This is a genomic window from Pseudomonas sp. ABa2 (assembly GCF_056676075.1).
In genome coordinates this window covers 1,214,145-1,226,090 of record NZ_CM155239.1, presented here as the reverse complement: position 1 = coordinate 1,226,090, position 11,946 = coordinate 1,214,145, and the positions used below count along the sequence as shown (strand labels likewise).

Genomic DNA, 11,946 nt, shown 5'->3' with positions numbered 1-11,946 from the left:
CGGGTGCGAGGATGAATGATCTTTTGGTCTGATAGCCCCGCCCGGCGCCCCGACTCAGACCGCGCTCAGTTCGACCCGCACCTGGGCTTCCAGCTCGCGCTTGAGCGCCGGATCGAGCTTGAGCTGGCGGGACAGCTCCTCGAGGTAGGCGCGTTCCATAAAGTGCTCCTCGTCCACCATCAGCACGCTGGCGATATACATCTCCGCGGCCATCTCCGGGGTGCTGGCGGCGCGCGCCACCTCGGCCGGGTCGAGCGGCTTGTTCAGCTCGGCATCCAGCCAGCGCAGCAGCTCGGGATCACCCGCCAGGGCACCGATCTGCTCCTCGATCAGCTGGCGCTCCCTGGCATCCACGTGACCATCGGCCTTGGCCGCCGCCACCAGCGCCTTGAGGATCGCCTGGCTGTGCAGTTCGGCCTGTGGCGCCGGCAGGCGATCCACCGTCTGCGGCTCGGCGACCGGCCGCGCATTGGCCGCGCGCTGCTGCTCCTGCCAGTTGCCATAGGCCTTGTAGGCGATCACCCCGAGAGCGGCCAGGCCGCCGTAGGTGATGGCCTTGCTGCCGACCTTGCGCGCGCTCTTGTTGCCCAGCAGCAGGCCCAGCGCACCGGCCGCCAGGGCGCCACCGCCGGCGCCCTTGAGCAGCGTGCCGAGGTCACCACCACCCTTGCCACCGCTACTCGCGCCACCTGCAATGCCGCCGAGCAATCCACCCAGGCCGCCGGACGACGATGAGCCGGACTTCTGCTGCAGCAGGTCCTGGCCGGATTTGAGCAACTGGTCGAGCAGTCCACGAGTGTTCATCTGAGCCCTCCTTCAGGGGCGGAAAGTGACCCGATTCTAGCCCCGCGACTTGCCGGGCGGGGCGTGGGCTGTGCTTCCGAATATTGCAGGCGCCAGGCAAAGCCCTTTTCGTTCGGTTAAAAAACGGCTTTATCCATTTTCGATGAACCATAACCCTGACAGCCTGCCCCCGGATAGCCCGTCATGCTGACCCCGCGCCAGATCCGCCACTTCATCGCCGTCGCCGAAACCGGCGCGATCTGCGCCGCCGCCCAGGCGGTGTTCATCTCCCAGTCGACCCTGACCCTGGCCATCCAGCAGCTGGCGGAAGAGATCAGCGTCAGCCTGTTCAACCGCCACGCCTGGGGCATGAGCCCGACCCACCGGGGCCACCAGTGCCTGCGGCAGGCGCACCTGAGCCTGGCCACCGCGGACAACGCCAAGCGCATCCTGCAGCAGAGTACCGACCAGGTCGCCGGTTACTACCTGGCCGACCTGATCACCCGTTTCCAGCGCGCCTAGCCCAACGTGCGGACCCGCATGATGGAGGACGAGCGCCCCCACATCGAACACCTGCTGGTCAGCGGCGAGATCGACGTCGGCGTGCTGATCCTGTCCAACCTGGAAGACCGCCACATCATGACACCCCACGGACAACAACTAGACTGAATGAATACCCTGTTCGGCAGCGGTATCGCCGACATTTTGCTGCCCCAGTAACAGTCCACAAGAAGAGGGAATCCCAATGTCCGCGCCGAAAACCGCAGTGCTCAGCGCTCTCGCCACCGCCCTGCTCGCCGCAGGCGCCGTGCAGGCCGCCGAACCGCTCAAGACCCTGGGCCAGGCCGAGGGTCAGCTCAACATCATCGCCTGGCCCGGCTACATCGAGCGCGGCGAGACCGACAAGAACTACGACTGGGTGACCCAGTTCGAGAAGGCCAGCGGCTGCAAGGTCAACGTCAAGACCGCCGCCACCTCCGACGAGATGGTCAGCCTGATGGCCAAGGGCGGCTACGACCTGGTCACCGCCTCGGGCGACGCCTCCCTGCGCCTGATCGCCGGCAAGCGCGTGCAGCCGGTGAACATCGACCTGATCCCCAACTGGAAGAATGTCGACGAGCGCCTGAAGAACGCCCCCTGGCATGTGGTGGATGGGCAGCACTACGGCACCCCCTACCAGTGGGGCCCGAACGTGCTGATGTACAGCACCCAGGCCTTCAAGGAGGCGCCGACCAGCTGGAAGGTGGTGTTCGAGGAAATGACCCTGGCCGACGGCAAATCCAACAAGGGCCGCGTGCAGGCCTACGACGGCCCCATCTACATCGCCGACGCCGCCCTCTACCTGAAGGCGCACAAGCCGGAGCTGGGCATCAGCGACCCCTACCTGCTCAACGAGGAGCAGTACGCCGCCACGCTGCAACTGCTGCGCCAGCAGCACGCCCTGACCCACCGCTACTGGCACGACGTCACCGTGCAGATGAACGACTTCAAGAACGAGGGCGTGGTCGCCTCCAGCGCCTGGGGCTACCAGGTCAACGCCCTGCAGATGGAAAAGCAGCCGATTGCCTCGACCGTGCCGGCCGAGGGTGCCACCGGCTGGGCCGACACCACCATGCTGCATGCCGAGGCCAAGAACCCCAACTGCGCCTATGCCTGGATGAACTGGTCACTGGAACCCAAGCTGCAGGGCGACCTGGCCGCCTGGTTCGGCTCCAACCCGGCAGTGCCGGCAGCCTGCAAGGGCAACGCCCTGCTGACCGACGAAGGCTGCAAGACCAACGGCTTCGACAACTTCGACAAGATCGCCTTCTGGAAGACCCCGCAGGCCGAGGGTGGCAAGTACGTGCCCTACAGCCGCTGGACCCAGGACTACATCGCCATCATGGGCGGCCGTTGAAAACCGTCCTGGCGGCTGCGCAGGCCTGATCCGCGCCCGGGCAGTGCTCTGACAGTGGCCGAACGGTCACTGGACGCCTGCCCAGGCGGCCCGAAGGGCGAGCAGCGCGAGCCAGCCTCACGTACTCCAAGTACGTTGCGGTTCCTTCGCGCTGGCCGGGCGCGGCTGAGGCCCGCTCGCGACGCTGCCAGAGCGATTTTCGAATCCCTGATGCCTTGGCACAGCTTCACCGTTGTACCCACCACCGACTCTCCCATCTCGGGTCGGCAGATCGGACTGGGCAGTGGTGGGGTGGCTTTCCTCCTGGAGTGCTCGAGATGACCCTTGCAGTGCAATTCACCGATGTGTCCCGCGTGTTCGGCGAGGTCAAGGCCGTCGACCGGGTGTCCATCGACATCCGGGACGGCGAATTCTTTTCCATGCTCGGCCCCTCCGGCTCGGGCAAGACCACCTGCCTGCGCCTGATCGCCGGCTTCGAGCAGCCCAGCGCCGGCTCCATCCGCATCCACGGCGCCGAGGCCGCCGGGCTGCCGCCCTACCAGCGCGACGTCAACACGGTGTTCCAGGACTACGCCCTGTTCCCGCACATGAACGTGCTGGAGAACGTCGCCTACGGCCTCAAGGTCAAGGGCGTAGCCAAGGCCGAACGCCTGGCTCGCGCCGAGGAGGCCTTGGCCCTGGTCGCCCTCGGTGGCTACGGCGTGCGCAAGCCGGCGCAGCTGTCCGGCGGCCAGCGCCAGCGCGTGGCCCTGGCCCGCGCCCTGGTCAATCGTCCGCGCGTGCTGCTGCTCGACGAGCCGCTGGGCGCGCTCGACCTCAAACTGCGCGAGCAGATGCAGAGCGAGCTGAAGAAGCTGCAGCGCCAGCTCGGCATCACCTTCATCTTCGTCACCCACGACCAGGGCGAGGCGCTGTCCATGTCCGACCGGGTGGCGGTGTTCAACAAGGGCCGCATCGAGCAGGTCGACACCCCGCGCAACCTGTACATGAGCCCGGCCAGCGCCTTCGTCGCCGAGTTCGTCGGCACCAGCAACGTGCTCAAGGGCGAACTGGCCGCACGCATCGGCGGCTCGCCGCGCCCGCTGTCGATCCGCCCGGAGCATGTACGCCTGGTGGCCACTGGCAGCAGCCTGCCGGCCAGCGACGAGGTGGAGATCAGCGGCCTGCTGCACGACATCCAGTACCTGGGCGCCGCCACCCGCTACGAGCTGCAGCTGGACAACGGGCAGAACTTCGCCGTCAGCCAGGCCAACAACCAGTGGGGCGTCGGCGATGCGCCCTGCCAGCCGGGCCAGCGCGTCACCGCGCGCTGGGCCCGCGCGGCCATGGTCGCCCTGCGCGAGGAGGCCTGAGATGAACCAGGCCCTCGCCCTGCAGGCGGACGGCGGCGGACCGCTGCGCCGGCTGTCCAGCCTGCTCTACCGCAAGCCGACGCTGTACCTGGCGCTGCTGCTGATCCCGCCGCTGCTGTGGTTCGGCGCGATCTACCTGGGCTCGCTGCTGACCCTGCTGTGGCAGGGCTTCTACACCTTCGACGACTTCAGCATGACGGTCACCCCCGACCTCACGCTGGCCAACTTCAAGGCCCTGTTCCAGGCCGCCAACTTCGACATCATCCTGCGCACCCTGACGATGGCCGTGGCGGTGTCGCTGGCCGCCGGACTGCTGGCCTTCCCCATCGCCTACTACATGGCGCGCTATACCGACGGCAAGACCAAGGCCTTCTTCTACATCGCGGTGATGCTGCCGATGTGGGCCAGCTACATCGTCAAGGCCTACGCCTGGACCCTGCTGCTGGCCAAGGGCGGCGTGGCCATGTGGTTCGTCCAGGCGCTGCACCTGCAGCCCGTGCTGGAGTTCATCCTCGGCATCCCCGGTGTCGGCGGCAACACCCTGTCCACCTCGCATCTGGGGCGCTTCCTGGTGTTCGTCTACATCTGGCTGCCGTTCATGATCCTGCCGATCCAGGCGTCACTGGAACGCCTGCCGCCGTCGCTGCTGCAGGCCTCGGCGGATCTCGGCGCCAGGCCGCGGCAGACCTTCATGCAGGTGATCCTGCCGCTGTCGATCCCGGGCATCGCCGCCGGCTCGATCTTCACCTTCAGCCTGACCCTCGGCGACTACATCGTGCCGCAGCTGGTGGGGCCGCCCGGCTACTTCATCGGCAGCATGGTCTACGCCCAGCAGGGTGCGATCGGCAACATGCCGATGGCCGCCGCCTTCACCCTGGTGCCGATCGTGCTGATCGCCGTCTACCTGTCCATCGTCAAGCGTCTGGGGGCCTTCGATGCACTCTGAGCAAGCTTCCCTCGGCCTGAAGCTGGCCGCCTGGGGCGGGCTGGTGTTCCTGCACTTCCCGATCCTGATCATCTTCCTCTACGCCTTCAACACCGAGAGCGCCGGCTTCAGCTTCCCGCCCAAGGGCCTGACCCTGGACTGGTTCAGCGTGGCCTTCGCCCGCGCCGACGTGCTCGAAGCCATAGTGCTGTCGCTCAAGGTGGCGGCCATCGCCACGCTGATCGCCATGCTCCTCGGCACCCTGGCCGCGGCGGCGCTGTGGCGGCGCGACTTCTTCGGCAAGGAGAGCGTGTCGCTGCTGCTGATCCTGCCGATCGCCCTGCCCGGCATCGTCACCGGCATCGCCCTGCTCTCGGCGTTCAAGACCTTCGGCATCGAGCCGGGCCTGCTGACCATCGTCATCGGCCACGCCACCTTCTGCGTGGTGATCGTCTACAACAACGTCATCGCCCGCTTCCGCCGCACCAGCTACAGCCTGATCGAGGCCAGCATGGACCTGGGCGCCGACGGCTGGCAGACCTTCCGCTACATCGTCCTGCCCAACCTCGGCTCGGCCCTGCTGGCCGGCGGCATGCTGGCCTTCGCCCTGTCCTTCGACGAGATCATCGTCACCACCTTCACCGCCGGCCACGAGAAGACCCTACCGATCTGGCTGCTCAACCAGCTGTCGCGCCCGCGCGACGTACCGGTGACCAACGTGGTCGCCATGCTGGTGATGCTGGTGACCATGCTGCCGATCCTCGCCGCCTACTACCTGACCAAGGGTGGCGAGGGCGTGGCCGGCAGCGGCAAGTAAGACGTTCCTCCCCTCGCCCGCTTGCGGGAGAGGGGCCGGGGGAGAGGGCCAGACGCCCTCCCCGCTCATTCATGCAAACCCGATAGCGAGGTTCTAGCGATGCAAACCAAACTGCTGATCAACGGCGAACTGGTCGCCGGCCTGGGCGCCGCCCAACCCGTGCTCAACCCCTCGCTGGGCAGCACCCTGGTACAGATTCCCGAGGCCAGCGCCGAGCAGATCGACGCCGCCGTGCGCGCCGCCGACGCCGCCTTCGACGCCTGGTCGCAGACCACCCCGGGCCAGCGCTCGGCCCTGCTCCTGGCCCTGGCCGACGCCATCGACGCCAATGCCGACGAACTGGCCCGCCTGGAGTCGCAGAACTGCGGCAAGCCCTACGCCGCCGCGCGGGGCGACGAGCTACCGGCCATCGCCGACGTGTTCCGCTTCTTCGCCGGCGCCGCGCGCTGCCTGCAGGGTTCCGCCGCCGGCGAATACCTGCCCGGCCACACCTCGATGATCCGCCGCGACCCGATCGGCGTGGTCGCCTCCATCGCACCCTGGAACTACCCGCTGATGATGGCCGCCTGGAAGCTGGCCCCGGCCCTGGCCGCCGGCAACTGCGTGGTGCTCAAGCCTTCCGAGCAGACCCCGCTGACCGCCCTGCGCCTGGGCCAGCTGATCGCCGGGATCTTCCCGGCCGGCGTGGTCAACATCGTCTTCGGCCGTGGCGCCAGCGTCGGCGAACCGCTGGTCACCCACCCCAAGGTGCGCATGGTGTCGCTGACCGGCTCCATCCCCACCGGCGCCAACATCATCGCCAGCACCGCCGCCTCGGTGAAGCGCATGCACATGGAGCTAGGCGGCAAGGCCCCGGTGATCATCTTCGACGACGCCGACATCGACGCCGCCGTGGAGGGCATCCGCACCTTCGGCTTCTACAACGCCGGGCAGGACTGCACCGCCGCCTGCCGCATCTATGCGCAGAAAGGCGTCTACGAGAAGTTCGTCGCCGCCCTCGGCGCCGCAGTCGGTTCGATCAAGCACGGCCTGCAGGACGACGCCAGCACCGAGCTCGGCCCGCTGATCACCGAGGTGCACCGCCAGCGCGTGGCCGGTTTCGTCGAACGCGCCAGCGCGCAGTCGCACATCGAGGTGGTCACCGGCGGCAAGGCCGCGGCCGGCAACGGTTTCTTCTTCCTGCCCACGGTGCTGGCCGGCGCCAAACAGAGCGACGAAATCGTCTGCCGCGAAGTGTTCGGCCCGGTGGTCTCGGTCACCCCGTTCGACGACGAGGCGCAGGCCCTGGCCTGGGCCAACGCCTCCGACTACGGCCTGGCCAGCTCGGTGTGGACCCGCGACGTCGGCCGCGCCCATCGCCTGTCGGCGCGCCTGCAGTACGGCTGCACCTGGGTCAACACCCACTTCATGCTGGTCAGCGAGATGCCCCATGGCGGCCTCAAGCTCTCCGGCTACGGCAAGGACATGTCCATGTACGGGCTGGAGGACTACACCGCCCTCCGCCACGTGATGATCAAGCACTGATCTGAGCGCCGATATTTCCCATCCGAAAATCAGCTGGAGCAACGACAATGAAAACCGCACTGCGCAGCATCGCTTTCCTCGCCCTCGGCACCCTCGCCGGCCTGGCCCAGGCGGCCGACGACGCCAAGGCCATAGTCGACGGCTACATGGCCGCCTGGAACGCCCACGACGCCGACCGGGCCGCGACCTTCCTGGCCGAGGACGCGGTGTATTTCGACGCCACCGTCGGCACTCCGCAGAACGGCAAGGCCGCCGCCCGCGACAACGTGATCAAGGTGTTCATCGGCGCGGTGCCGGACCTCAAATGGGAGATGACCAGCGCGCCCATCGTCGGCGCCGACGGCATCGCCTTCCAGTGGAAGTTCAGTGGTACCAACAGCGGCGACTGGAGCGCCGAGACCAAGGCCACCGGCAAACCGCTGAGCTTCGAGGGTGTCAGCTTCATCCGCATCAAGGACGGCAAGATCGTCTACCAGGGCGACTACTACGATGCCCTGGGTTTCAACAAGCAACTGGGTTGGTAAAACCGCTGCGGCGCCCGGCCGGCGGGCGCCGTCTCACCCACTACTCGCCGATATCCTCGTGCCACAGCTCGGCACGGGCGGCGATGAAGTTCTCCATCAGCCGTACGCAATCGGCGTCCTGCAGCACGTCCAGCTGCACGCCGCGCTCACGCAGCAGCGCCTCCTCGCCGAGGAAGGTGCGGTTCTCGCCGATCACCACCCGCGAGGATGGCGCCGCTGCACATAACGCAAGGCGACAGGGTGGTGTAGAGCACCGCCTCGCGGTAGATGCGGGCCGGCTACCGGCCGGCATTCTCGAAGGCATCCATCTCGCCGTGGCGGATGACGCTGCCCTGCTGCACCCGGCGATTATGGCCGCGGCCGATGATGCGGCCGTCATGCACTATCACCGAGCCGATGGGAATGCCACCCTCGGCCAGGCCCAGGCGGGCCTCGTCGAGGGTGGCGTGCATGAAGGGGTCCATCTCGTCGAAGCTCCCCCCTGGGCGGCGCCTCAGCGTGGGGCGATATGCGCCACCAGCAGCTGCACGCTCTCGTTGCCGCGGAACTCGTTGAGGTCGAGCTTGTAGGCCAGCTCGGCCCAGCGCAGCGTCGGGTTGGGCCAGACCTCGCGGTCGATGTTGAAGGCGATGCCGTCGAGCTGCACGCTGCCGCATTCGGTCTTGAGCACCAGCTTGAGGTGACGTTCGCCGACGATGCGTTGCTGGACGATCTGGAACACGCCATGAAACAGCGGCTCGGGGAAATGCTGGCCCCAGGGCCCGGCATTGCGCAGGGCGCGAGCCAGCTCCAGGTGGAACTCGGTGGCGTCGAGCTGGCCGTCGGAGAGCAGGCGCCCGGTCAGGTCGTCCTCGCTGAGCTGGCGGCGCACCTCGGCGTCGAAGGCGGCGGCGAAGGCGCCGAAATTTTCCTGCGGCAGCGACAGGCCGGCGGCCATGGCATGCCCGCCGAACTTGCTGATCAGCCCCGGGTGTTTGGCCGCCACGGCGTCCAGCGCATCGCGGATATGCAGCCCCGGCACCGAGCGCGCCGAGCCCTTGAGCAGGCCGTCGCCGGCATCGGCGAAGGCGATGGCCGGGCGGTGGTAACGCTCCTTCAGGCGCGAGGCGAGGATGCCGATCACCCCCTGGTGCCAGTCGGCCTCGAACAGGCACAGGCCGAACGGCATGTCCTGCAGCGGCAAGTCCTTGAGCTGGGCCAGCGCCTCGCGCTGCATGCCCTGCTCGATGGCCTTGCGGTCCTGGTTGAGCTGATCGAGCTGCACCGCCATGTCGCGGGCCAGCGCCTCGTCGTCACAGAGCAGGCATTCGATGCCCAGGCTCATGTCGTCCAGGCGCCCTGCCGCATTTAGCCGCGGGCCGAGGATGAAGCCGAGGTCAGTGGAGGTGATGCGCCGATGGTCGCGCCCGGCGACTTCGAGGATCGCCCGCAGCCCAGGTCGCGCCCGCCCGGCACGAATGCGCGCCAGGCCCTGGTGCACCAGAATGCGGTTGTTGGCATCCAGCGGCACCACGTCGGCGACGCTGCCCAGCGCCACCAGGTCGAGCAGCTCGCCCAGGTTCGGCTCGGCGCGGCTGGCGAACCAGCCCAGCTCGCGCAGGCGCGCACGCAGCGCCAGCAGCACGTAGAACATCACCCCGACGCCGGCCATGGCCTTGCTCGGGAAGTCGCAGCCCGGCTGGTTGGGATTGACGATGGCATCGGCCGCCGGCAGTTCCGGGCCCGGCAGATGGTGGTCGGTGACCAGCACCTTGAGCCCGGCGGTCTTGGCCGCAGCGACGCCGTCGACGCTGGAGATGCCGTTGTCCACGGTGAGCAGCAGGTCGGGCTGGCGCTGCAGCGCCACCGCGACGATTTCCGGGGTCAGGCCGTAGCCGTATTCGAAGCGGTTCGGCACCAGGTAATCGACATGCGCGGCGCCGAGCAGGCGCAGGCCGAGCACGCCGACCGAGCTGGCGGTGGCACCGTCGGCATCGAAGTCGCCGACGATGAGGATGCGCTGGCGCTGCTCCAGCGCCTCGACCAGCAACTGCACCGCCGCCTCGATGCCCTTGAGCTGCTGATAGGGGATCAACCGCGCCAGGCCCTTGTCCAGCTCCTCGGCGGACTGCACGCCGCGAGCGGCATAGAGGCGGGTCAGCAGCGGCGGCAGGTTGCCCAGGTCGGGCAGTTGCACGGGCAGCGGGCGAAGGTCGATGCGCATCAATCGGATTCCGGCATGGCGGCGCGCGCCATAGTGGGCGCAGGCAACGGGGTCAAGGCCAAGCGGCGGCGCTGGGCACGGCCCCTGCGTCCGGCCGCCCGGGCCGCGAGTCGGCAAGCATACAGCAAAGCAGCCCGGCCACGGCTTGCGAGCGGCGGCTGGCCTCTCCCAGAATGAAGGCGACCTTTCCATACGCCGGCCCCAAGGCCCAGGCAGGCCGCCAGAGGACACCGATGCAGCGCCCCTTCCCCGTTGCCGAGCTCGCCGCCCACCGCCCCGGGGACGCGGAGCCTGCGGCCATGATCCCGCGCATCGAGGTGGTCGGCATCGACTGCCTGATCCTGCGCCTGTTCGAGCGGATCGAGGAAAGCAACATGCCCTGGCTGCTGGCCGCCGGCGAACGGCTGCGCGCCGCCTTCGGCCCGGCGCTGGTGGACCTGGTGCCCTCCTACACCACCCTGCTGCTGCACTACGACCTGCAGCAGCTGGACGACCGCCAGGCCCGTGCGCGGATAGCCCAGGCCTTCGAAAACCTCTCTCCGCAGGCCGATACCAACGGTCGCGAGCTGCACATTCCGGTGTGGTACCACCCCAGCGTCGGCCCCGAGCTGGCGCTGCTCGGCCAGCGCAGCGGGCTGGGCATCGGCGGCGTGATCGAGCGCCACAGTGCACACAGCTACCAGGTATTCGCCCTGGGTTTCGCCCCCGGCTTCGCCTTCATGGGGCTGGTCGACGAATGCCTGGCCAGCCCGCGCCTGAGCACCCCGCGCCAGCGCGTGGCGGCCGGCAGCCTGGGCATCGCCGACCGCCAGACCGCGATCTACCCACTGGTTTCACCCGGCGGCTGGAACCTTATCGGGCGCAGCCCGAGCCAACTGTTCGACCGCCGGCTGGACGGCTACAGCCTGCTGCGCCCGGGCGACCGGGTGCGTTTCGTGGCGATCGAGCGCGACGAGTTCGTGCGCCTGGGCGGCGACGACAGCCCCTTCGAGGAGACGCCATGAGCCTGTTGATCGAACGCAGCGGCGCCCTCGCCAGCCTGCAGGACGGCGGCCGCTTCGGCGTGCGCCACCTCGGCGTGACCCAGGGCGGCAGCGCCGACTGGTGCTCGCACCACTGGGCCAACTGGCTGCTGGGCAACCCGCTGGCGGCGCCGGTGGTGGAGATCGTCCTGGGTAATTTCGAGCTGCTCGCCGAGCGCGACAGCTGCCTGGCGCTGACCGGCGCCGACCTCGGCGCCAGCCTCGACGGCCAGGCGCTGGCGCCTGGGCGCAGCTTCCGCATCGGCCAGGGCCAGCGCCTGCGCTTTGCCCAGCCGCGCCAGGGCGTGCGCGCCTACCTGGCGGCGCCCGGCGGCTTTCGCGCCGAAGCGGTGCTGGGCAGTTGCGCCACGGTGCGCCGCGAAGCGCTCGGCGGCCTGCAGGGCGACGGCCGCCCGCTGACGGCCGGCGACTGCCTGCAGTGGCAGGGCCCGGCGCCGGCGCCACGCGCCCTGGCCGCCGCGCAGATCGCCCGGTTCGACGGCGATGCCCTGCTGCCGGTGATCCTCGGCGCGCAGATCGGCGACTTCAGCGGGCAGAGCCTGTTCGATGCGTTCAACCTCGAATGGCGGGTCGACCAGCGCGCCGACCGCATGGGCATCCGTCTGAGCGGCCCCGTGCTGCAGTGCGCGCGCCGGTCGATGGTGTCCGAGGGCGTGCCGCTGGGAGCGATCCAGGTGCCCAGCGACGGCCAGCCCATCGTCCTGCTCAACGACCGCCAGACCATCGGCGGCTACCCGCGCCTGGGCGCCCTCACCCCGCTGGCGGTGGCGCGTCTGGCGCAATGCCTGCCCGGCAGCCGGGTGCGCCTGCGACCCATCGCCCTCGACGAGGCGCAGCGTCAGCAGCGTCGCATACTGGCGCAGTGGTGCGCCTGAGCC

10 protein-coding genes, 1 other RNA gene and 2 pseudogenes are annotated in these 11,946 nt (G+C 68.7%); 10 read left to right on the top strand and 3 right to left on the bottom strand.

Going from position 1 to position 11,946, the window contains the following annotated elements; all coding sequences use genetic code 11:
- Positions 1-54: 54 nt before the first annotated feature.
- Complete coding sequence (locus AC1G9C_RS05860) at positions 55-804, bottom strand: tellurite resistance TerB family protein (protein ID WP_021446409.1); 750 nt, start codon at positions 802-804, stop codon at positions 55-57.
- Positions 805-987: 183 nt separating this feature from the next.
- Here AC1G9C_RS05860 and AC1G9C_RS05855 point away from each other — a divergent pair.
- From AC1G9C_RS05855 to AC1G9C_RS05820, 8 genes and pseudogenes are all read left to right on the top strand, one after another.
- A pseudogene (locus AC1G9C_RS05855) lies at positions 988-1,425 on the top strand (LysR family transcriptional regulator); the annotation flags it as partial.
- 103 nt (positions 1,426-1,528) lie between these two features.
- The gene (ydcS, locus tag AC1G9C_RS05850) at positions 1,529-2,680 is read left to right on the top strand and encodes a putative ABC transporter substrate-binding protein YdcS (protein WP_480409683.1); all 1,152 of its coding nucleotides are present in this window, start codon (positions 1,529-1,531) and stop codon (positions 2,678-2,680) included.
- A 119-nt stretch (positions 2,681-2,799) separates the two neighbouring features.
- A non-coding RNA gene (locus AC1G9C_RS05845) (sX9 sRNA) lies at positions 2,800-2,875 on the top strand.
- Positions 2,876-2,997: 122 nt separating this feature from the next.
- Positions 2,998-4,032, top strand: a complete 1,035-nt coding sequence (locus AC1G9C_RS05840; RefSeq protein WP_480409682.1) for an ABC transporter ATP-binding protein — start codon at positions 2,998-3,000, stop codon at positions 4,030-4,032.
- A gap of 1 nt (position 4,033) precedes the next feature.
- Positions 4,034-4,978 carry an ABC transporter permease gene (locus AC1G9C_RS05835; RefSeq protein ID WP_480409681.1) on the top strand — a complete coding sequence of 315 codons (945 nt, stop codon included), beginning with the start codon at positions 4,034-4,036 and terminating at the stop codon, positions 4,976-4,978.
- The gene (locus AC1G9C_RS05830; protein WP_021443129.1) at positions 4,968-5,774 is read left to right on the top strand and encodes an ABC transporter permease; all 807 of its coding nucleotides are present in this window, start codon (positions 4,968-4,970) and stop codon (positions 5,772-5,774) included. The genes AC1G9C_RS05835 and AC1G9C_RS05830 overlap by 11 nt, the downstream gene beginning before the upstream one ends.
- Before the next feature lie 99 nt (positions 5,775-5,873).
- Positions 5,874-7,298 carry a gamma-aminobutyraldehyde dehydrogenase gene (locus tag AC1G9C_RS05825; protein WP_480409680.1) on the top strand — a complete coding sequence of 475 codons (1,425 nt, stop codon included), beginning with the start codon at positions 5,874-5,876 and terminating at the stop codon, positions 7,296-7,298.
- Between the two features lie 47 nt (positions 7,299-7,345).
- Positions 7,346-7,822, top strand: coding sequence for an ester cyclase (locus tag AC1G9C_RS05820; protein WP_480409679.1), 477 nt, complete (start codon positions 7,346-7,348; stop codon positions 7,820-7,822).
- 40 nt (positions 7,823-7,862) lie between these two features.
- Here the strand turns inward: AC1G9C_RS05820 and AC1G9C_RS05815 are convergent.
- Together AC1G9C_RS05815 and recJ are read right to left on the bottom strand one after the other, a co-directional pair.
- Positions 7,863-8,286 (bottom strand): annotated as a pseudogene (locus AC1G9C_RS05815) (nucleoside deaminase).
- Positions 8,287-8,315: 29 nt separating this feature from the next.
- Positions 8,316-10,025, bottom strand: coding sequence for a single-stranded-DNA-specific exonuclease RecJ (gene recJ, locus AC1G9C_RS05810; protein WP_480409678.1), 1,710 nt, complete (start codon positions 10,023-10,025; stop codon positions 8,316-8,318).
- Between the two features lie 299 nt (positions 10,026-10,324).
- On the opposite strand from recJ, the gene pxpB reads away from it, so the two are divergent.
- Both pxpB and AC1G9C_RS05800 read left to right on the top strand, forming a co-directional pair.
- Entirely contained in the window at positions 10,325-11,029 is a 705-nt protein-coding gene (gene pxpB, locus AC1G9C_RS05805; RefSeq protein ID WP_480409677.1) for a 5-oxoprolinase subunit PxpB, read from the top strand.
- Entirely contained in the window at positions 11,026-11,943 is a 918-nt protein-coding gene (locus AC1G9C_RS05800; protein WP_122108798.1) for a 5-oxoprolinase subunit C family protein, read from the top strand. Before pxpB ends, AC1G9C_RS05800 begins: the two co-directional genes overlap by 4 nt.
- The last annotated feature ends 3 nt before the right edge of the window (positions 11,944-11,946 follow it).

Excerpts from the sequence above, each read along its gene's own strand:
- recJ (WP_480409678.1), bottom strand. The coding sequence starts at position 10,025 with ATGCGCATCGACCTTCGCCCGCTGCCCGTGCAACTGCCCGACCTGGGC.
- AC1G9C_RS05860 (WP_021446409.1), bottom strand. The coding sequence starts at position 804 with ATGAACACTCGTGGACTGCTCGACCAGTTGCTCAAATCCGGCCAGGAC.
- AC1G9C_RS05835 (WP_480409681.1), top strand. The coding sequence starts at position 4,034 with ATGAACCAGGCCCTCGCCCTGCAGGCGGACGGCGGCGGACCGCTGCGC.
- AC1G9C_RS05840 (WP_480409682.1), top strand. The coding sequence starts at position 2,998 with ATGACCCTTGCAGTGCAATTCACCGATGTGTCCCGCGTGTTCGGCGAG.
- AC1G9C_RS05830 (WP_021443129.1), top strand. The coding sequence starts at position 4,968 with ATGCACTCTGAGCAAGCTTCCCTCGGCCTGAAGCTGGCCGCCTGGGGC.
- ydcS (WP_480409683.1), top strand. The coding sequence starts at position 1,529 with ATGTCCGCGCCGAAAACCGCAGTGCTCAGCGCTCTCGCCACCGCCCTG.
- AC1G9C_RS05825 (WP_480409680.1), top strand. The coding sequence starts at position 5,874 with ATGCAAACCAAACTGCTGATCAACGGCGAACTGGTCGCCGGCCTGGGC.
- AC1G9C_RS05800 (WP_122108798.1), top strand. The coding sequence starts at position 11,026 with ATGAGCCTGTTGATCGAACGCAGCGGCGCCCTCGCCAGCCTGCAGGAC.
- pxpB (WP_480409677.1), top strand. The coding sequence starts at position 10,325 with ATGATCCCGCGCATCGAGGTGGTCGGCATCGACTGCCTGATCCTGCGC.
- AC1G9C_RS05820 (WP_480409679.1), top strand. The coding sequence starts at position 7,346 with ATGAAAACCGCACTGCGCAGCATCGCTTTCCTCGCCCTCGGCACCCTC.